Consider the following 18,008-nt stretch of genomic DNA (forward strand, 5'->3'; position numbering starts at 1 on the left):
AGCTTCGGGTCCGAGGTGGTCGCGTGAGTGATGTGTTGGGGAAGCTGTCGAGCTGGGCGCACCAACGCGCCCACCGCCAGGCCGGCGCCCGCCGCTCACCGCCACGCCGCCCCGCGCGTGTCCGCACCGGCCCGAGTCACCGCGCCGCCCCGGCCTGGTCGCCCCGAAGAGGGCTGTGTCGGGGACGCGGCCCTTGCGGTTGGCCTGAAGGGCTGTGTCGGGGACATAGCCTCTTGCGGCCGGCCTGAATGGGTTGTGTCGGGGACATAGCCTCTTGCGGCCGGCCTGAATGGGTTGTGTCGGGGACACAGCCTTTTGCGGCCGGCTTGAATGGGCTCTGTCCCCGGCATCGCCGCAACTGTCGGGTCCGGCTGGGGAAATCCCGCCGGTACGACCAATGACGGCCCGGACGCGATGTGTCGCCGGCAGGGCGACGTCGGACCGGGGTGGGGTCGTGGACCGCGGAAGGTGAGGCCGCGGGAGCGGCGGTCCGGCCCACGACGGACGTCGCGGTAGCCCGGATCTGGATCCTCGACGGGCGCGGAGGGGTGCTGTCCGGGGCATCGGTGAGGTGGCCGGCGTTCATGTCGCCGCGCCGCGTGTGGCGGGGTCCATGAGGTCGGGGCCGAGGATCGTGCCGAAGGTTCGCCATGTGCGGGTCGCCGGCGCCGGCGCGGGCGAGGCCGGGGGACCGACCCGCTGGAGCCGGTCCTGGGTCAGGCGGAACGCGGTGGGCCTCGTGGCGGTCTCTACTGTGGAGCGTCCGGGGCTAGGCGCATCAGGTCGAGCGCGAAGCGTACGTACCGCCGGGCGATCTCCTCCGGCGTGTCGGGGCCGCCGGCCCGGTACCAGTGCGGGATCGACGTGCACATGGTGACCACGGCCCGGGAGGCGTCGCGCGGGTGCGGCGTCGTGAAACGGCCGAGCCGGTGGGCCGCGGTCGCCTCGACGTCCACCATGCGCTGCTGGCGGTTGCGCAGGCGCCGGATCCGGTCGCGGTTGGCCGGCTCGAGGCTGCGCATCTCGCTGAGCCCGACGAAGGCGAGCGCCCGCCGGTAGGTGTGGTGCAGCGCGAGGCACTCCACGATGCGGGCGAACCGCTCGACCGGGTCGGCGCCCTCGTCACGGGCGGCGGTCGTGCGCCACCACAGCGAGTCGAGGTAGGTGTCGAGCAGCTCCACCAGCATGTCCTGCTTGCTGGCGTAGTGGTGGTAGAGCCCGGGCACCGACAGGTCGCACCGCCGCGCGATGTCGCGGACCGACGCGCCGGCGTAGCCGACGTCGAGGAATGCCTCCAGCGCCGCGGTGAGGACCGGGTCGAGGTCGATCGGAGGGAACGAGCGCCAGTCGGCACCGCCGGCCGCGTCCACCGGGCGGGCGCGGCCGGCGGGCGCGGGCTCCGGGGCGGCGACCCGGTCGGGAGCGGGGCTGACCAGCTCGGCGACCGCGGCGTCGAGCACCTCCGCGACGTGGGCCAGCCGCGCTACCGTCACGCCGGTGCGGCCGTGCTCGATCTGGGAGACCGTTGCGGCGCTGACCCCGAGGCGGCGGGCCAGCTCGCGCAGGGAGAGGCGCCGCCGCAGACGCAGCTCGCGGATGCGCGCGCCGAGCGCGGCGTCGAGAGGTTGGGGCCGCGCGGCCGGTTGCTGGACCATGGCCTGTGTTTAGAACACCTAAACGCGACTGTCAAGTGTTTAGGGAAGGTGAGTCATTGACCGTACATGCTGGTCGACATAGGGTTGTTGCCAACCGAACGTATGATCTGTGTGGCGAGATGCGAGGGACCGGGATGGACGGCGCGGCGTGCCTGTTGTTCGACATCGACGGTGGCCTCGCACGGATCACGCTCAACCGGCCGGAGGCGTACAACGCGATCGACCCCGCGACGGCGAGTGCCTTCACCGCCGCCGTGCGCGCGGTCGGCGAGGCGCAGGCGGTCCGGGCGGTGCTGCTGACCGGCAACGGGCCGGCGTTCTGCGCGGGCGGCGACGTCAAGGCGATGGCCGGCGCCACCGACCGCGCCGAGCTGCTGGGCGGGCTGGTCGACGACTTCCACGAAGGGCTCGCCCTGCTGGCCGAGCTGCCCTGGCCGGTCGTCGCGGCGGTGCGCGGGGTCGCCGCCGGCGCGGGGCTCGGCCTGCTGCTCTGCGCCGACCTGGTCATCGCCGAGCAGTCGGCGCGGTTCTCCACGGCGTACGGCGCGGTCGGCCTCTCCCCGGACAGCGGCGTCTCGTACCACCTGCCGCGGATCGTCGGGCCCGCGCGGGCGCTGCGGCTCAGCCTGACCGGCGAGGTGCTGTCCGCGTCCGACGCGCTGGACTGGGGCATCGCCGCCGAGGTGGTGCCGGACGGTGAGGGCCTGGCGCGGGCCGAGGCCCTGGCCCGGGCCCTCGCGGCGGGGCCCCAGCCGGCGGTCGCCGAGACCAAGCGGCTGCTGCGTGCCGCCACCGGCCGCCACCTGCGCGCGCACCTCGACGACGAGGCCCGGACGATCGTGCGTACCGGCGCGTCGGCCGACGCCTGCCGCCTGATCGAGGCGTTCGCCACGCGCCGGCGCGAGCGGACCGCGACCCCAGCCGGACCCGACCGCCACCAGTAGGAGCCGCTGTGCCCGTCGAGCGCATGATGCCCACGTCCGAGGCCGCCGACCTCGTCGACCTCGTCCGCGAGATCGCGGCGCGCGACCTCGCCCCGGTCGCCGCCGAGCACGAGGCGACCAGCCAGTTCCCCCGGGACGCGTTCCGCCTGCTCGGCAAGGCCGGGCTGCTCGGCCTGGCCGGTCCCGAGCGGTACGGCGGGGGCGGCCAGCCCTACGAGGTCTACCTCCAGGTGCTGGAGGAGATCGCGACCGCGTGGATGAGCGTCGCCGTCGGGATCAGCGTGCACACGCTCTCGTGCTACCCGCTCACCGCGTACGGCACAGAGGAGCAGAAGGAGCGCTGGCTGCCCGGAATGCTCGGCGGCGACCTGCTCGGCGCGTACTCGCTCTCCGAGGCGCAGGCGGGCTCGGACGCCGCGGCGCTGCGGACGCGCGCCGAGCCCGACGGCGGCGGTGGTTACCGGCTCACCGGCACCAAGGCGTGGGTCACGCACGGCGGGCGCGCCGACTTCTACACGGTCTTCGCGCGGACCTCGCCAGGGCGGCGGGGGATCTCCTGCTTCCTCCTGCCCTCCGACGCGCCAGGGCTGGCGGCGGCGGCACCGGAGAACAAGATGGGCCTGACCGCCTCCACGACCGCGCAGCTACACCTCGACGGCGTACCGGTGCCGGGGGAGCGGCTGATCGGCGCGGAGGGCGAGGGCTTCCCGATCGCGATGTCCGCGCTCGACGCCGGGCGGCTCGGCATCGCCGCGTGCGCGACCGGCCTGGCGCAGGCCGCGCTCGACGCCGCGGTGGCGTACACGCACGAGCGGGAGCAGTTCGGCCAGCCGATCGCCGGTTTCCAGGGGCTGTCGTTCCTGATCGCCGACATGGCGGCCACCGTCGCGTCGGCGCGGGCGACGTACCTGGACGCGGCCCGCCGCATGGACCGCGGGCTGCCGGTGACCCGGGAGGCGGCGATCGCCAAGCTGGTGTGCACCGACGGCGCGATGCGCGTCACCACCGACGCGGTGCAGGCGCTCGGCGGATACGGCTACACCAAGGACTTCCCGGTCGAGCGGTACATGCGGGAAGCAAAGGTGACACAGATTTTCGAAGGTACGAACCAGATCCAGCGGGTCGTGATCAGCCGCGGGCTCGCGGTCGACGCGGCCCGCTGATCGGACACAGAGGACGGTCATCGCCGTGGACATCAAGGACACCGTCGCCGTGGTCACCGGGGGAGGCTCCGGGCTGGGGCTCGCCACCGCACGCCACCTGACCGGCCTGGGCGCCCGGGTCGGCGTCGTCGACCTGCCGAGGCCGGAGGCGCGGGAGGCCGTCGAGGCGCTCGGCCCGCGCGCCACCTTCCTCCCCGCCGACGTGACCGACGCGGGCGAGCTAGAGGCGGCGCTCGACGGCGCGGCCGCGCTGGGCCGGCTGGGCGTCGCGGTCGCCTGCGCCGGCATCGCCACCGCGCGGCGGATCCTGGGGCGCGACGGCGGCCCGTTGCCGCTCGACGAGTTCCGGCGGGTCGTCGACGTCAACCTGGTGGGCACCTTCAACCTGATCCGGCTCGCCGCCGCGCGGATGGCCGGCAACGAGGCCGTCGACGGGGAGCGCGGGGTCATCGTCTGCACCGCGTCGATCGCCGCGTACGAGGGACAGGTGGGCCAGGCCGCCTACGCCGCCTCGAAGGCCGGTGTGGCCGGGCTGACGCTGTGCGCCGCGCGCGACCTGGCCGATCGCCAGATCCGCGTGCTCTCCATCGCGCCGGGCCTCTTCGAGACGCCGATGCTGGCCGGCCTGCCGCAGGCCGCCCGCGACGCGCTGGGCGGCCAGATGCCGCACCCCAGCCGGCTCGGCCGGCCGGAGGAGTTCGCCCGCCTCGTCGCCCACGCGATCGACGTACCGATGCTCAACGGCGAGGTGATCCGCCTGGACGCCGCGCTGCGCCTCGGCCCGCGGTGAGCCGCGGCGTCCGCGTCCGGTCAGTCTCCGCGCAGCCGGATCCGGCTGTTGTCCCAGCTCAGGATCTTCTCATCGGGTACGAGCCGGAGCGTGACCCGCTCGCGGTACACCGCCCGTGCGGCGGCCGGCATGCGCTCCGCGGGCACGCGGAAGGGCGCGTACTTGGCCTCGAAGAGCTCGTCCACGAGCGCGGTCGTCGGCTCGTCGGTGACCTCGGCGAGCTGCCCGCTGAGGTGGACGGCGGCGAGTTCGGCCCACGCGTCTCCGGACTCCACGAGGAAGGAGGCGCGCGGGTCGCGCCGGACGCGGGCCACCTTCCTGCTGCCCGGCGGGGTCGTGAAGCAGACCGTGCGGTCGACCACCACGAACCAGACCGGAAGCGCCACCGGGTATCCGTCGCGACGCAACGTGGTCAGGACGCCGGTGTGCGCCCGCTCCACGAACGCCCATGCCTCGTCCGGCGTGAAACGGATGCTCACCGGCCGCCCTCCCGTCGCCCAGCAGCGGCGACCTCGGCGTGGACCGCGGTCGCGCGCGGAACCTGGCCGGCCGGTTGGTTGGCGAAGGGCAGCGGGCGCTCGTGCGGCACGACGCGCGGTGCGCTCGTGGTGGGGGAGTCCGAGTCGTCGCTGGGCATGCGCCGAAGCTACCTGACAGTGGCAATTTCTGCTATATCATTAAGATGATGTCTGAGGTGACGGAAGCCGGCCCGGCCCGCGATGTTTCGCTCGGCGAGCTGAGCCACGAGGTCCGGCGGTGGTGCGCCGAGCACGTCCCCCCGGACTGGCGGCGGGAGCAGGCCGGCGTCGGGCACGACGAGTTCGTCCGGTTCCAGCGATGGTGGTTCGACGAGCTCAAGTCCGGCGGATACGCGTTCCCGCACTGGCCGGCGAGCTGGGGCGGTGGTTACGACCTGGCCCAGCAGGCGGTCGTCTTCGAAGAGTTGGCGCGGGCCGACGCGCCGCGCCTGGTGCTGCACTTCGTCGCGCTGCACCACGCGGCGGCCACGCTCCTCGCCGCCGGCACCGAGCGGCAGCGGGCCGACTACCTGCCGGCAATCCGCGACGGCGAGGTGTGGTGCCAGGGCTTCTCCGAGCCCAACGCCGGTTCCGACCTCGCCTCGCTGGGCACGCGGGCCGAGCGCCGGGGCGACGTGTACGTCGTCAACGGCCAGAAGATCTGGGCCAGCGGCGCCCTCGACTCCACCTGGTGCCTGCTGCTCGCCCGGACCGACGCGTCCGCCCCCAAGCGCCGCGGCATCACGTACCTGATCATGGACATGCGCACGCCCGGCGTGACCGTACGGCCGATCCGCCAGATTACCGGCGAGCAGCACTTCTGCGAGATCTTCCTGACCGATGTGGAGATCCCCGTCGACAACCGCATCGGCGCGGAGAACGAGGGCTGGCGGATCGCGCAGAGCACGCTCAACTCCGAGCGCGGCGCCACGATGATCGAGCTGGCCGAGCGCCTCGCGTACGGGTTCCGCTGGCTCGTCGACCTGGCCGCCAGAAACGGGGAGCTGGGCGGCGCCGACACGCTCTGGGACGACCGCCTCGCCCGGCTGGCCAGCGAGGTCCAGGCGCTGCGGCTGCTCGCCCGGCGGCCCCTCGCCGGCACGCACGACGGCGCGGCGTACGGCGCCTTCGCCTCCACCGTCAAGCTCTTCTACAGCGAGCTGTTGCAGCGGATGACCCGGCTGGGCGTGGAGCTGAGCGGCCTGCCGGGGCAGGAGTGGCAGGTGCGGCCGCTCAGCTCCGGATGGGAGTCCGGCCTGTGGCTGCTCGACCACATCGGCTCGTGGGAGTGGACCATCCCGGGTGGCACGAGCGAGATCCAGCGCACCATCATCGGCGAACGCGGGCTTGGCCTGCCGAGGGAGGCGCTGTCGTGAACGTACCCCAGGAGGCACCTCGCGCCGGGCTCGACGAGGCGGACCGGTCCGCGCTGCGCGAGCTGGCCCGGACGATGGTCACCGAGCTGGTCACGTCCGCCCGCGTACGCGCCGCGATGGAGTCCGGCGGCCTGCCCGACCGGGAGTTCGACGCCGAGCTGGCCACGGCCGGGCTGTGGGGGATCGAGACGCCGGAGGAGTACGGCGGCGGCGGGGCGAGCTTCCGCGAGCTGGCCGTGGTCCTGCGGGAGCTGGGGTCGCGCGCGGCGGTGTCGCACCTCACCACGAGCGCCGTGCTCTGCGCGGGCGCCGTGCTGCTCGGCGGCTCCCGCGAGCAACGCGAACGGTGGCTCCCGTCCCTGGCGGCCGGACAGGTGTTCGGCACGGCCGCGCTGAGCGAGTGGTACACCAACCCACCGACCGGTGGGGTACGGGCGGAACGCCGCGACGCCGGCTGGATCCTCGGCGGCCTCGCCTCCCACGTGCTCAACGCCCGCGTGAGCGACCTGCTCGTGGTGGGCGCGACGGCCGGGCCGGATCGCGTGGTGGCCGTCGTACCGGCCCAGGCCACCGGGCTGACGGTCGAGCCGGTCGCGATGACCGACGCGACGCGCTGTGTCGACCGCCTCACGCTCGACGGCGTGTTCGTGCCCGACACCGACGTGCTGGCGGTCGGGAGCGACGCGGACCGGCTGCTCGGGGCGCTGGCCAACCGGGCCGCCGCCGCCACGGCCGCCGACTCGGCCGGCAACGCCGAGCGGTTGCTGGCCATGACGGTCGCGTACGCCGGCGAGCGGGAGCAGTTCGGCCGGCCGATCGGGTCCTTCCAGGCGGTCAAGCACCAGGCGGCCGACATGCTGGTCAACGCCGAGACCAGCGCGGCCCTGCTGGACGACGCCGTACGCGCGGCGGCCACCGAGCCGGCGACCTGCGACGTGGCGGTGTCGATGGCCAAGGAGTACGGCTGCGAGCGGGCGGCCACCAACGCGGGCGTGGCGCTGCAACTGCACGGCGGGATCGGCTACACCTGGGAGCACGACCTGCACGTCTACTTCAAGCGGGCCAAGCTCAACGAGTTCCTTTTCGGCGACGGTCGCTGGCATCGGGGCCGGATCGCGCGGGCCCTGGCGGGGACCGCCGGGCAACGGGCGGGGTGATTCGGGGACGGGGCTGCACCACATCGGTGGCCGGTCGCCCTATCATCATCAGGACCCGGCGAAAGGAACAATGGTGCCTCGGCCATCACGACGCGCGGAAGTTCGGACCACGGCGGCCCGCCTCATCCGCGAACGCGGCTACGACGCGGCGACCATGGATCTTCTGGCCGACGAGGTGGGTCTCAACAAGGGGACGCTCTACCACTACTACCCCTCGAAGAGCGCGATCCTCTACGACCTCCTCTCCGAGCAGGTCGACGCCACGCTCGCGCTGGTCAAACAGGTGCCCCGCACCGGGAGCGCCACCGACCGCATGCGTGCCCTGATCCGGCTCCAGGTCGAGCTGGTCGCGACGAAGCAGGACGAGCTGGTGGTCTTCTTCCAGGAGCTGCCCTGGATCGACCAGCACCTGGAGGAGGAGCAGGCCAGCGACCTGCGGCGGCGCATCGACCGATACGAGCGCTTCACGCGGCAGTTGCTTTCCACGGGTGTGCGCGCGGGCGAGTTCCGCGAGATGAACCTCAACATGATCATGTACTCGATCATCGGCATCCTGGCGTACGTGCCGAACTGGTTCCGGGGGACCGCCCGCAAGGCGCAGGAGTCGCTCGTCGACGAGCTGTCCGACTTCGTCATCAGTGGGATCCTGCGGCGCTGACCGTTCCCCGTGTAGATTACCAACCATATGGTTGGTAATGGGGAGGGGATCGTGGCGGAGCGGACGCTGATCGTCGAGCAGCCGGCGCCCGGTGTGGTGCTCGTCCGGCTCAACCGCCCGGATCGGCTCAACGCGCTGGACGCCGAGCTGATGTCCGGCCTGGAGGAGCTGTGGCCGCGGCTGCGGCAGCGGGCCGACGTGCGCTGCGTCGTCCTCACCGGCAATGGTCGCGGCTTCTGCTCCGGCGCCGACGCGGGGTTCCTCGCGGACGACCGCGCCCCGCGCGGGGCCGGCCTCGACGGCGAGCTGTCCTTCGTGCCGGGACGGATTCTCGACGTGCCGGTCGTGGTCGCCGTCAACGGTGTCTGCGCCGGCGGCGGCCTGCACTTCGTCGCCGACGCCGACATCGTGATCGCCGCCGAGGGCGCGACGTTCCTGGACCCGCACGTCTCGGTCGGGCAGGTGAGCGGGATCGAGCCGCCGTCGCTGGTCCTGCGCCTGCCCCTCCCGGTGATCTCCCGGATGGCGCTGATGGGGCGGCACGAGCGGCTGACCGCGCGCCGGCTCTACGACCTCGGGCTCGTCACCGAGCTGGTCGGGGAGGACAGCCTCGTCGACCGGGCGGTTGAGATCGCCGCTGTGGTCGCGTCGGCGTCGCCGGCGGCGGTCCGGGCCACGCGGCGTTCCTGGCGGCGGCTCAGTGACGCTCTGGTCGAGCCGCCGATGCGCGAGGGCTGGGACGAGGTCCAGCGGCACTGGGCGCATCCGGACGCGGACGAGGGGCCCGCCGCGCTGCGCGACAAGCGTCCGCCCCGCTGGTCGGACTGAGCGGCGGCTCAGAGGAAGAAGTCCGGCTCCAGGTCGCGGGAGCCGGGCACGGTGGCGTAGTCGTCGAGGTCGGTGACCCCGGCGCCGCGCAGCACGTCCTCGTCGATGAGCGTCTGGCCGCTCAGCTCGCTCGCCGGCGTCGTCAGGATCACGTGGGCGGCGTCCGCCATGATCTGCGGGGTACGGGTCCGGGCCAGCGCCTCGTCGCCGCCGAGCAGGTTGGCGACCGCGTCGGTGGCGATGGTGGTACGCGGCCACAGGCAGTTGGCGCCGACCGGCACGTCCGCGTACTCGGCGGCGAAACCGAGCGTGGCCAGCGTCATCCCGTACTTGGCCAGCATGTAGCCGGGATAGGCGCCGAGCCAACGCGGGTCCAGGTTGAGCGGTGGGCTGAGCGTGAGCACGTGCGGGTCGGGGGAGCGGACCAGCTCCGGCAGGCACGCCTGGGTCAGCATGAACGTGCCGCGCGCGTTCACGTCCTGCATGAGGTCGTACCGCCGGGGCGCCAGCCGCGCCGTCGGCGACAGGTCGAGCACGCTGGCGTTGTTGACGCAGACGTCCACGCCGCCGAACTCGTCGACGGCCGCGCGTACGGCGCGCTGGATCGCCTCGTCCGAGCGCACGTCGCCGACGACCGGCAGTGCCCGCCCGCCCGCGGCGCGGATCTGCTCGGCCGCCGTGTGGATGGTGCCGCGCAGCTTGGGATGCGGCGTGTCGGTCTTCGCGATCAGGACGACGTTGGCGCCGTCCCGCGCGGCGCGCAGGGCGATGGCCAGGCCGATGCCCCGGCTCCCGCCGGACATCACGATCGTGCGCCCGGCGAGCGTGGCGGGCCGTGTGGGGTTCACAGGATGACCTCCGGGATGACGGCCGGGCGCCGGCCCAGCACGTCCGGGATGGTGCGCAGGTCGGCCGCGGGGTAGGCGAAGCCCGGGGCGAGCAGGATGCCCGGCGGCGCGGCGACGGTGGCGGGGATGGTCTGGACCAGTTGTACGGCGGTCGCGAGGTTGGCCGCCGACTGCCGTTCGTCCACGCCGAACACGTCCCGCGCGTCGGTGGTCAGCAGGTCGGCGCGGGTCCGTACGTCCACCGGCAGGCCGCGCACCTCCACCTCGTACATGTCCCCGGAGACGATCTTGACCGCGGGGTCGACGAGGTCACGGTCGAGGTACCACAGCTCGCGGATGCTCACCAGCGGCGTGTCGCCGGCGAAGCCGGTCCAGCGGCCGTCGAGCGCGCCGACGGTGCCCGCGCGCACGGTCACTCCCGCGCACTCCAGCTCCCGCTCGCTGGTCAGGTAGCGGACGTCGGCCTCCATCCGCTCGACCGGCAGGCCGAGGTGGTGGGCCAGCCCGGCGACGCACTCGAAGTAGTACCGGCTCAGCAGTGTCTTGCGGGTTTTCGTTCCCAACCGTTCGGGCGGTTGGCCGAAGCCGATGGCGGCGATCGTCTCGCCGGCGTGGTGGCTGAGGTCGCAGATCTCGCTCAGGTGCACCGCGTGCACGGTGGTGCAGAGGCTTGTCGCGGTGAGCGCGAACCGTTCGACGAACCAGCCGGGGTGGATGCCGGTGCCGTGCAGGGTCGTGCCGCCCTCCGCGCAGGCGGCTTCGAGGGGCGCGACGTACTCCTCGCCCCGCTGCCAGGGGAAGAAGTAGGCGGTGGAGGTGACGACGTTCTTGCCGCCGCGGAGCAGGGTCGTGATCTCCTCGTGCCGGGAGGACTCGTCCGGCAGCGCCCGTCCCGCGTACAGCACGACGTCCGCGTCGAGGTCGTAGATCGCCTGCCGGTCGCCGGTGACCGTGACCCCGGCCGGCGGCTCGCCGATCAGCTCCATTGCGTCGCGGCCCACCTTCGCGGGGCTGTAGGCGAGGCAGCCCACCAGCCGCAGCTCCGGGCGGCGGGCGATCTCGCGCAGCGCCTGGGCGCCGGTGTAGCCCGGCCCCCAGACGACGACCCGGTACGGCTCGTCTCGGCTCGCCATCAGGACGTGCTCCTTCCGTTCGCCACCAGCGCGCCGCCGTCCACGACGAGCACGTGCCCGGTCAGCCAGCCGGCCCGGTCGGAGAGGAGGAAGCTCGTCGCGGCGGCGATGTCCTCCGGCGACCCGAACCGGTTCAGCGGGATGCCGTCGAGCAGCCGGGCCCGCTCCGCCTCGGGGATCGCGGCCGCCATCTCGGTGTCGACCATCCCGGGCGCGACCGCGTTCACCCGTACGGCCGGTGCCAGCTCCGCGGCGAGCTGCCGGGTGAGGTGGTCGAGGGCCGCCTTGGTGGCGTTGTAGTAGCCGGTGTTCGGTGAGGGCGCGAAGGCCCCGATCGAGGTGACGTTGACGACCGCGCCGCCGTGCTCACGCATGCCGGCCCGCCAGAGCAACTGGGTCCAGAGCAGCGGTGCCCACTGGTTCACCTCCGTCAGCTTCGCCGCCAGCGGCGCCGGCACGTCGATCGTCGGCCCCCACTGCGGGTTGGTGGCGGCGTTGTTGACCAGGTAGTCGACCCGGCCGAACTCCTCCACCGCGAAGGCGACGCACTCGGCGGCGTCCTCGGCCGCGGCGGCGTGGCAGGCGCGCCAGAGGCAGGCCGGCCCCAGCTCGGCCGCGGTGGCTTCGAGCGCGGGTCGCTTGCGGCCGGTCACCAGGACGCGGGCGCCGGACCGCACAAGCTCACGCGCCACCGCACGGCCGATCCCCCGGGAACCGCCGGTGACGATCGCGGTCTTGCCGTCGTGGTCGATCTGCACGGGCCGCCTCGTCACTCTCGCCGTCCTGGCTGCCGACCGTACCAAACCAACCGGCGGGTTGGCTACCTCCTCGGATTGCCATATGCTGCCCCAAGTGGAAGCTATCCCTGCGCCTGAGATCTCCGTCGGCGTGCGCAACTTCGCGGCCCGCGCGCCGGCCGACTGGCGCCACGTGCTCGACCAGGCGCGCGCCGCCGACGAGGCCGGCATCGACCGCCTCTTCGTCGCCGACCACCTGGTGTTCGGACGGGACCTTTCCGCGTACGCGGATCCGGCCTCCGGCGGCGTGACCGGCGGGGTCCAGCCGACCGGCCCGGACGGGGAGTGGCTGGAGCCCTTGACGACGCTCGCAGCCATGGCCGCCGTGACCCGCCGGGTCAAGCTGGCGACCAACGTGCTCGTCGCGCCGCTGCGCCAGGCCGTCCTGCTGGCGAAGACGGCGACCACTGTGGACGCCCTCTCGCATGGGCGGCTGGAGCTGGGCGTCGGCGTCGGCTGGCAGGAGACCGAGTACCGCGCGGTCGGCGTGCCCTTCGCCGAGCGGGGACGGGTCCTCGACGAGACCCTCGACGTGTGCCGTGCACTGTGGACACAGCCGGAGGTGGCGTGGACGGGGCGCGGCTTCGAGCTGGACGGCGTGCACATGATGCCGAAGCCGGCGCGACCCGGGGGCGTGCCCGTCTGGCTGGGCGGCCGGGCCATCCCCGCCGTCGCCCGCCGGCTGGCCCGGCACGGCGTCGGCTGGATCCCGTGGGGCGTCACGCCCGGCACCGTCGCCGGCGCGCTGGCCCGGATGCGGTCGCTGGTCGAGGAGCAGGGGCGCGACTTCGCCACGATCCGGGTCTCGTACGCGCTGCCGACGGTCGTCGACCGGGGCGCACTCGACCTCGCGCGGATGTTCGCCGACGTACCGGAGCTGATCGCGCGGGGGATCTCCGACTTCCGCACGCTGGCGCGGATACCACCGGAGCACGCCGCGGCCCGCGACCTGCTCGCCGAGCTGAACGCGCGCTTTCGGGAGGCCGCCGATGACCGCCGCTGACGACCGCCCGCCACCTCTGCGGCCAGGGCCTGTATCGAAGTGGATGACCAGGCTGCGGCGGGCCCAGACGCCGGCCGGGACCACGCCGGACACGACCGGTTACAACACCGGTAGCCTGCCGCGCCCTGCGCGGCCCCAGCCGACGTCTGGACCTCGCCTCGCTCCGGCCCCCACTTCGATACAGGCCCTAGGGCTGGCGGTCGCCGCCGCCCGTACGGCCGTGGCCGACGCCCGGCGGGCCGAGGAGCTGGGCTTCGACTACCTGGCCTGCGGCGAGCACCTGTTCTTCCAGGTCGCGCCGAACCCCTTCGTCCAGCTCGCCGCCGCGGCCGGCGTGACCACGCGGATCCGGCTCGTCAGCACGGTCAACCTGCTGCCGCTCTATCCGGCCCCCCTGGTCGCCAAGCTGGCGGCGACGCTCGACCAGGTCTCGGACGGGCGGTTCGAGCTGGGGGTCGGCGCGGGCGGCGAGGCGCCGGACGAGTTCGCCGCCGCGGGGGTCGACCCGGCCGAGCGCTTCCGGCGCCTGGAGGAAGGGCTGCGCGTACTGCGCCTGCTCTTCAGCGGCGAGCGCGTGCGGTACGAGGGGCGGTTCACCTCGTTGCGCGACGTCGTGCTCGACCCGCCGCCGGTGCGGCCGGGCGGCCCGCCGATCTGGCTCGGTGGGCGCGGCGACGGCGCGATCCGGCGGGCCGGCCGGTACGCCGACACGTGGCTGCCGTACATGGTGACGCCGGAGATGTTCCAGGCGGGCCTGCACCGGGTCCGCGCGGCGGCCGGGGAGTACGGGCGGGACGCGGCGCGGGTCGGTGGCGCCCTGTTCGCCCTCGTCTGCGCCGACCGGGACGCGGCCTGGGCGCGGCGTACGGGCATCGCGATGGTCAGCGCCACCTACCGGCAGGACTTCGCGCCGCTGGCCGACCGCTACCTGTTCCTCGGTTCGCCGGGCCAGGTCGTGCGGCGGATCCGGGAGTTCGCCGACGGGGGAGCCGGGACGGTCATCCTGCAGATCGCCGCCGACCCGGATCTGCGCGAGCGGGTCCTGCGGACGCTGGCCGAGGACGTGCTGCCGGAACTGCGTGGAGGGAGTGGACGATGACCGAGCGGGTACGCCTGGACCGGCGCGGCCGGATCGCGGAGCTGGTCCTGGACCGGCCGGAGAAGCTCAACGCGATCGACCACGAGACGCTGCGGCACCTCGACGAGGCGCTCACGGCCGCGGAGGCGGACCGGGAGGTCCGCGTGCTGATCGTCCGGGGCGAGGGGCGGGCGTTCTGTGCCGGCGCGGACCTCGGCGCGGTCGACGACAAGGTCGGCAACGCCGGCCGCCTCGCCGACCACCTGGAGTACTGGAACCAAGTCTTCGGGCACCTCGCGGACTCCCCGCTGCCGTCGGTCGCGGCGGTGCACGGTGTCGCCTTCGCCGGTGGGTTCGAGCTGATGCAGGCATGCGACTTCGTGGTCGTGGCCGACGACGCGCGCCTCGGCGACCAGCACGCCAACTACGGGCTGTTTCCCAGCGGCGGCGGCTCCCAGCGGCTGCCCCGGATCATCGGCGAGCGCCGGGCCAAGTGGCTCATGTGCAGCGGCGCCACCATCGACCCGGCGGAGGCCCTGGCCGCCGGGCTGGTCAACGCGGTCCGGCCGGCGGCCGAGGTGCTCGACCACGCCCGCGCGATGGCCGGTGTGCTCGCCCAGCGCAGCCCGGTGGTCACCGCGCGGGTCAAGCGCGCGGTGCGGCTCGGCATGGCCGGGAGCCTGACCGGCGGCCTGGAGATCGAGCGGCTGCTCGCGCTGGAGCACATGACCTCGAAGGACGCCCACATTGGACTCGCCGCGTTCGCCAGCCGCACGACCCCCGAGTTCGTCGGGGAGTGAACGGCTGGTGGGGGCGGAGATGACGGGCCGGGGGCCGCTCACCGGGCTGCGCGTGGTCGAGCTGGCGAGCATCGGGCCGGGGCCGCACGCGGCGATGATCCTCGCCGACCTCGGCGCCGACGTCGTACGGATACCGCGCCCGGGCGGGTCGCTGGCACTCGGTGGGCCGCGGGCTCCGGACCCGCTGCTGCGCGGGCGGCGCAACGTGGCGGCCGACCTCAAGGACCCGGCCGGCCGCGCGGCGGTGCTGCGCCTGGTGGCTGAGGCGGACGTGCTGGTCGAGGGCTTCCGGCCCGGTGTCACCGAACGGCTCGGCGTCGGCCCGGCGCGGTGCCAGGCCGTCAACCCCCGGCTGGTGTATGCCCGGATGACCGGCTGGGGGCAGGACGGGCCGCTCGCGCGAAGCGCGGGGCACGACATCAACTACATCGGGCTGACCGGGGCGCTGCACGCGATCGGCCGCGCGGGGGAGCGGCCGGTGCCCCCGCTGAACCTGCTCGGCGACTTCGGCGGCGGGTCGATGTTGCTCGTCGTCGGGATACTCGCCGCGGTGTGGGACGCCGGGCGTACCGGTGCGGGCCGGGTCGTCGACGCCGCCATGGTCGACGGTGTCTCGACGCTGGCCCAGATGGTGTGGGGGCTGCTGCACGCCGGCGCGTGGTCCGACGAGCGCGAGCGGAACATCCTCGACGGCGCGGCGCCCTTCTACGACACGTACGCCTGTGCCGACGGCCGGTACGTCGCCGTCGGCGCGATCGAGCCGAAGTTCTACGCCGCGCTCCTCGCCGGCCTCGACCTGCGCGCCGACGAGCTGCCCGACCAGCTGGACCGGGCCTCGTGGCCGGCGGTTAAGGCCCGCTTCGCCGAGGTCTTCGCGGCCCGTACCCGGGACGAGTGGACCGAGGTGTTCGCCGGCACCGACGCCTGCGTCACGCCGGTGCTCTCGTTCGCCGAGGCGGCGCGCCATCCCCACCTCGCGGCCCGGGGCACGGTCGTACCGCACGGCGGCATGCCGCAGGCGGCACCGGCGCCCCGGTTCTCCGGCTACGAGGCCCCCGTGCGGGACATCGACGACACCGTGTACGAGGCGGCGGCGATCGCCGAGGAGTGGTCCGCCGGCCGGCGCTGATCCGGCCGGCGGCGCATCACCGTGGCGCGCGTGCCCGCTCGATCCAGGCGTCGCAGGCCCGGACGAAGCGCGAGGTGTCGAAGTCGGCGTTCATCACGCCCGAGCGGTACCGGCTGAGCCCGCGCAGCGCCGTGCCGGCCACGCGCCAGCACGCCATGCGGTAGTGGAAGTCGAAGTCGTCCAGGTCGGCGCCGGTCAGCTCGGCGTACCGGTCGAGCGCCTCGTCCAGGCTCGCGGCGCCCGGGGCGGCGGTCGCCGGCCGTACGCCGAGCATCGCCTCGGCCGGCGGGTCCCAGAACGCGGCCAGCAGGCCCAGGTCGGCCAGCGGCTCGCCGAGCGTGACGAGTTCCCAGTCCAGCACCGCGCGGATACCGCCGTCCGGGCCGACGATCGCGTTGCCGAGCCGGTAGTCGCCGTGGACGACGCGGCTGCGGTCGTCGCGCGGCATCCGCCGTTCCAGCTCGTCGGCGATCCGCGCGAGCCGCTCGGCCTGGGGCGCGGCCTCGCCGGTGGCGGCCCGTGCGATCACCGAGCGCCAGCGGTGGAGCTGGCGCTGGAGGTACGCGCCGCGCGGCCCCAGATCGCCGAGGCCGACCTCGTCCGGGTCCACGGTGTGCAGGGCGGCCAGCGTGCGCGCGCTCTCCAGCGAGGCGTGGCGCAGCGCCGGCGGGTCGAGCAGCCGGGTCGCCACGCCGTCGTCCGCCAGCACGTGGCCGTCGACGAAGTCCGTGACGTGGCAGGCCAGCCCGAGCGGGTCCGCGGCGGTGCCGACCATGCGGACCCGGGGCACCGGTACGGGCGTGCCGTGCAGCGCGGACATCGCCCGCGCCTCGCGGCCGGTGTCGTGGGCGCCGCCCTCGTGGCGTCCCGCCGGCTGGTGGCGCAGGACCCACGCGTTGCCGGACCGGTCGGTGACGCGGTAGGTGAGCATGCTGTAGCCGCCGGCGATCCGCTCGGCGGTGAACGGCGGCTCGGACTCGGGCAGCCCGCGGGCGAGCCAGTCGGCGACCGCCGGGGGTACCGCCGCGTCGAGCGGCGTCGCGGTGGTGGCGGTCACGCCGGGGCGCCCGGACGGCTGCCGGCGGCCGGCATCCCGACCGGCCGGCCGTCGACCAACTGGTCGAGCATCTCCACCACGCCCAGGCCACGCCGCCCGTCACTGGTGACGAACTCGTACGCCGAGTAGCCGATCCGGGTCACCAGCTCGGTGCCGTCCTCGGCGCGACGGCGGTGTCGCAGCGGCGCGAACCGCTCCGGCCGCCGGGCGGTGCCGGTCAGGGTCACCGGGCCGCGGGCGGTGTCGACCTCGCACACGGCCCGGCGGCAGAAGCCGTCTTCGGTCCACTCCACCGACAGGTCGGTCAGCTCGGCCTGCGCGCAGGCGCCGCCCTCCACGGCGGCGGCGCGGCGGGTCCGTACGCCGTCCCGGCGGGAGACGTCCAGCGTCATGATGGCCGAGCCGTCGTCGAACGCGGCGGTGATCCACCGGTACGAGAGCGGGCCCGCCCAGTCGCGGGGGCCCCACGAGTGGTCCCGCAGGCCGCCGCCGCGGACCCGCAGGTGCCGGCCGTCGACCGTCAGGTCGCCCTCGACGAGGATGAACTGCTCGTAGTGGCCGATCGCCAGCGAGTCCTCCAGGATGTTGTCCGGCGACTCGCCGTTGGTGCCGAACGACGCGCCGTTTCCGGTGACGTCGAGCCGGATCCGCGTCTCCCGCTTCGCCGCCTCCCGGAAAGCCTGGCCGGGCGCGGCCAGCACGCGCGGGTCGGCGAAGGACGCGAGCGGCCCGTCGTAGGAGAGCCGCTGCCGCCGGTGCGGTTCGAGAATCTCGAAGGAGAGGCCGCCGACCGCCAGCTTGTCGGCGGAGACCTCGGTGGTCCGCTCGTAGCTGAACAGCGTCTCCCCGTCCGGCAGGAACACCAGGACGCCGGCTTGGCCAGCCGGTTGGTTGGGTTGGACAGCCACGCGCAGCCAGCCGACGACGCCGGCCTCCGGGCACAGGAAGCTGTAGTACGTGCTTTCGTTGTATGCCGGCTGATCGTCGGGGACGTGCCGATACTCGTGCTCGGGGGCGATCGTTTCGGCGAACATCGACATGGTATCTCCTCTGGCGGGCCGGAGCCGCACCGCG

The 18,008-nt window shown here is 74.0% G+C and carries 19 protein-coding genes; 11 read left to right on the forward strand and 8 right to left on the reverse strand.

The features are described from left to right. Positions 1-749: 749 nt before the first annotated feature. Positions 750-1,655: a TetR-type transcription factor C-terminal domain-containing protein gene (locus ACFFIA_RS20100; RefSeq protein ID WP_377253046.1), complete on the reverse strand. Its 906-nt coding sequence runs from the start codon at positions 1,653-1,655 to the stop codon at positions 750-752. Between the two features lie 119 nt (positions 1,656-1,774). Between ACFFIA_RS20100 and ACFFIA_RS20105 the strand changes: the two genes are divergently transcribed. The 3 genes from ACFFIA_RS20105 to ACFFIA_RS20115 are packed head-to-tail and all read left to right on the forward strand — an operon-like array spanning position 1,775 to position 4,552. Further along, positions 1,775-2,599: an enoyl-CoA hydratase/isomerase family protein gene (locus tag ACFFIA_RS20105; RefSeq protein ID WP_377253047.1), complete on the forward strand. Its 825-nt coding sequence runs from the start codon at positions 1,775-1,777 to the stop codon at positions 2,597-2,599. 8 nt (positions 2,600-2,607) lie between these two features. Further along, on the forward strand, positions 2,608-3,762 hold the full coding sequence (locus ACFFIA_RS20110; RefSeq protein WP_377253048.1) for an acyl-CoA dehydrogenase family protein: 1,155 nt from the start codon (positions 2,608-2,610) through the stop codon (positions 3,760-3,762). A gap of 25 nt (positions 3,763-3,787) precedes the next feature. Beyond that, positions 3,788-4,552, forward strand: coding sequence for an SDR family NAD(P)-dependent oxidoreductase (locus ACFFIA_RS20115; RefSeq protein ID WP_377253049.1), 765 nt, complete (start codon positions 3,788-3,790; stop codon positions 4,550-4,552). 20 nt (positions 4,553-4,572) lie between these two features. Here ACFFIA_RS20115 and ACFFIA_RS20120 read toward each other — a convergent pair whose 3' ends face one another. Both ACFFIA_RS20120 and ACFFIA_RS20125 read right to left on the reverse strand, forming a co-directional pair. After that, positions 4,573-5,031 carry a pyridoxamine 5'-phosphate oxidase family protein gene (locus tag ACFFIA_RS20120; RefSeq protein WP_377253050.1) on the reverse strand — a complete coding sequence of 153 codons (459 nt, stop codon included), beginning with the start codon at positions 5,029-5,031 and terminating at the stop codon, positions 4,573-4,575. Next, complete coding sequence (locus ACFFIA_RS20125; protein ID WP_377253051.1) at positions 5,028-5,189, reverse strand: hypothetical protein; 162 nt, start codon at positions 5,187-5,189, stop codon at positions 5,028-5,030. The genes ACFFIA_RS20120 and ACFFIA_RS20125 overlap by 4 nt, the downstream gene beginning before the upstream one ends. A gap of 48 nt (positions 5,190-5,237) precedes the next feature. On the opposite strand from ACFFIA_RS20125, the gene ACFFIA_RS20130 reads away from it, so the two are divergent. From ACFFIA_RS20130 to ACFFIA_RS20145, 4 genes are all read left to right on the forward strand, one after another. Beyond that, positions 5,238-6,446, forward strand: a complete 1,209-nt coding sequence (locus ACFFIA_RS20130; RefSeq protein WP_377253052.1) for an acyl-CoA dehydrogenase family protein — start codon at positions 5,238-5,240, stop codon at positions 6,444-6,446. Next, positions 6,443-7,603 (forward strand): acyl-CoA dehydrogenase family protein, encoded by a 1,161-nt coding sequence (locus ACFFIA_RS20135; RefSeq protein WP_377253053.1) that lies wholly within the window; start codon positions 6,443-6,445, stop codon positions 7,601-7,603. Before ACFFIA_RS20130 ends, ACFFIA_RS20135 begins: the two co-directional genes overlap by 4 nt. 73 nt (positions 7,604-7,676) lie before the next feature. After that, complete coding sequence (locus ACFFIA_RS20140; protein WP_377253054.1) at positions 7,677-8,261, forward strand: TetR/AcrR family transcriptional regulator; 585 nt, start codon at positions 7,677-7,679, stop codon at positions 8,259-8,261. Between the two features lie 51 nt (positions 8,262-8,312). After that, positions 8,313-9,089: an enoyl-CoA hydratase/isomerase family protein gene (locus ACFFIA_RS20145; protein WP_377253055.1), complete on the forward strand. Its 777-nt coding sequence runs from the start codon at positions 8,313-8,315 to the stop codon at positions 9,087-9,089. An 8-nt stretch (positions 9,090-9,097) separates the two neighbouring features. Here the strand turns inward: ACFFIA_RS20145 and ACFFIA_RS20150 are convergent, their stop codons facing one another. From ACFFIA_RS20150 to ACFFIA_RS20160, 3 genes are read right to left on the reverse strand one after another with little or no spacing between them, the layout of a single operon-like run. Continuing rightward, entirely contained in the window at positions 9,098-9,937 is an 840-nt protein-coding gene (locus ACFFIA_RS20150) for an SDR family oxidoreductase (RefSeq protein ID WP_377253056.1), read from the reverse strand. Next, positions 9,934-11,070 (reverse strand): NAD(P)H-dependent amine dehydrogenase family protein, encoded by a 1,137-nt coding sequence (locus ACFFIA_RS20155; RefSeq protein WP_377253057.1) that lies wholly within the window; start codon positions 11,068-11,070, stop codon positions 9,934-9,936. Before ACFFIA_RS20155 ends, ACFFIA_RS20150 begins: the two co-directional genes overlap by 4 nt. Beyond that, on the reverse strand, positions 11,070-11,843 hold the full coding sequence (locus tag ACFFIA_RS20160; RefSeq protein ID WP_377253058.1) for an SDR family oxidoreductase: 774 nt from the start codon (positions 11,841-11,843) through the stop codon (positions 11,070-11,072). Before ACFFIA_RS20160 ends, ACFFIA_RS20155 begins: the two co-directional genes overlap by 1 nt. 79 nt (positions 11,844-11,922) lie before the next feature. On the opposite strand from ACFFIA_RS20160, the gene ACFFIA_RS20165 reads away from it, so the two are divergent. From ACFFIA_RS20165 to ACFFIA_RS20180, 4 genes are read left to right on the forward strand one after another with little or no spacing between them, the layout of a single operon-like run. Next, complete coding sequence (locus ACFFIA_RS20165; protein ID WP_377253059.1) at positions 11,923-12,870, forward strand: TIGR03619 family F420-dependent LLM class oxidoreductase; 948 nt, start codon at positions 11,923-11,925, stop codon at positions 12,868-12,870. 43 nt (positions 12,871-12,913) lie between these two features. Beyond that, on the forward strand, positions 12,914-13,969 hold the full coding sequence (locus ACFFIA_RS20170) for an LLM class flavin-dependent oxidoreductase (RefSeq protein WP_377253060.1): 1,056 nt from the start codon (positions 12,914-12,916) through the stop codon (positions 13,967-13,969). Then, positions 13,966-14,748, forward strand: coding sequence for an enoyl-CoA hydratase/isomerase family protein (locus ACFFIA_RS20175; RefSeq protein ID WP_377253061.1), 783 nt, complete (start codon positions 13,966-13,968; stop codon positions 14,746-14,748). The genes ACFFIA_RS20170 and ACFFIA_RS20175 overlap by 4 nt, the downstream gene beginning before the upstream one ends. Before the next feature lie 19 nt (positions 14,749-14,767). Continuing rightward, positions 14,768-15,877 (forward strand): CaiB/BaiF CoA transferase family protein, encoded by a 1,110-nt coding sequence (locus tag ACFFIA_RS20180; RefSeq protein WP_377253124.1) that lies wholly within the window; start codon positions 14,768-14,770, stop codon positions 15,875-15,877. A 16-nt stretch (positions 15,878-15,893) separates the two neighbouring features. On the opposite strand, the gene ACFFIA_RS20185 is transcribed toward ACFFIA_RS20180, so the two are convergent. Next, the gene (locus ACFFIA_RS20185; protein WP_377253062.1) at positions 15,894-16,934 is read right to left on the reverse strand and encodes a phosphotransferase family protein; all 1,041 of its coding nucleotides are present in this window, start codon (positions 16,932-16,934) and stop codon (positions 15,894-15,896) included. After that, positions 16,931-17,974: a DUF7064 domain-containing protein gene (locus ACFFIA_RS20190; RefSeq protein ID WP_377253063.1), complete on the reverse strand. Its 1,044-nt coding sequence runs from the start codon at positions 17,972-17,974 to the stop codon at positions 16,931-16,933. Before ACFFIA_RS20190 ends, ACFFIA_RS20185 begins: the two co-directional genes overlap by 4 nt. Between the last annotated feature and the right edge of the window lie 34 nt (positions 17,975-18,008).

Source organism: Phytohabitans kaempferiae (assembly GCF_042433955.1).
GTDB classification, from domain to species: Bacteria; Actinomycetota; Actinomycetes; order Mycobacteriales; family Micromonosporaceae; genus Phytohabitans; species Phytohabitans kaempferiae.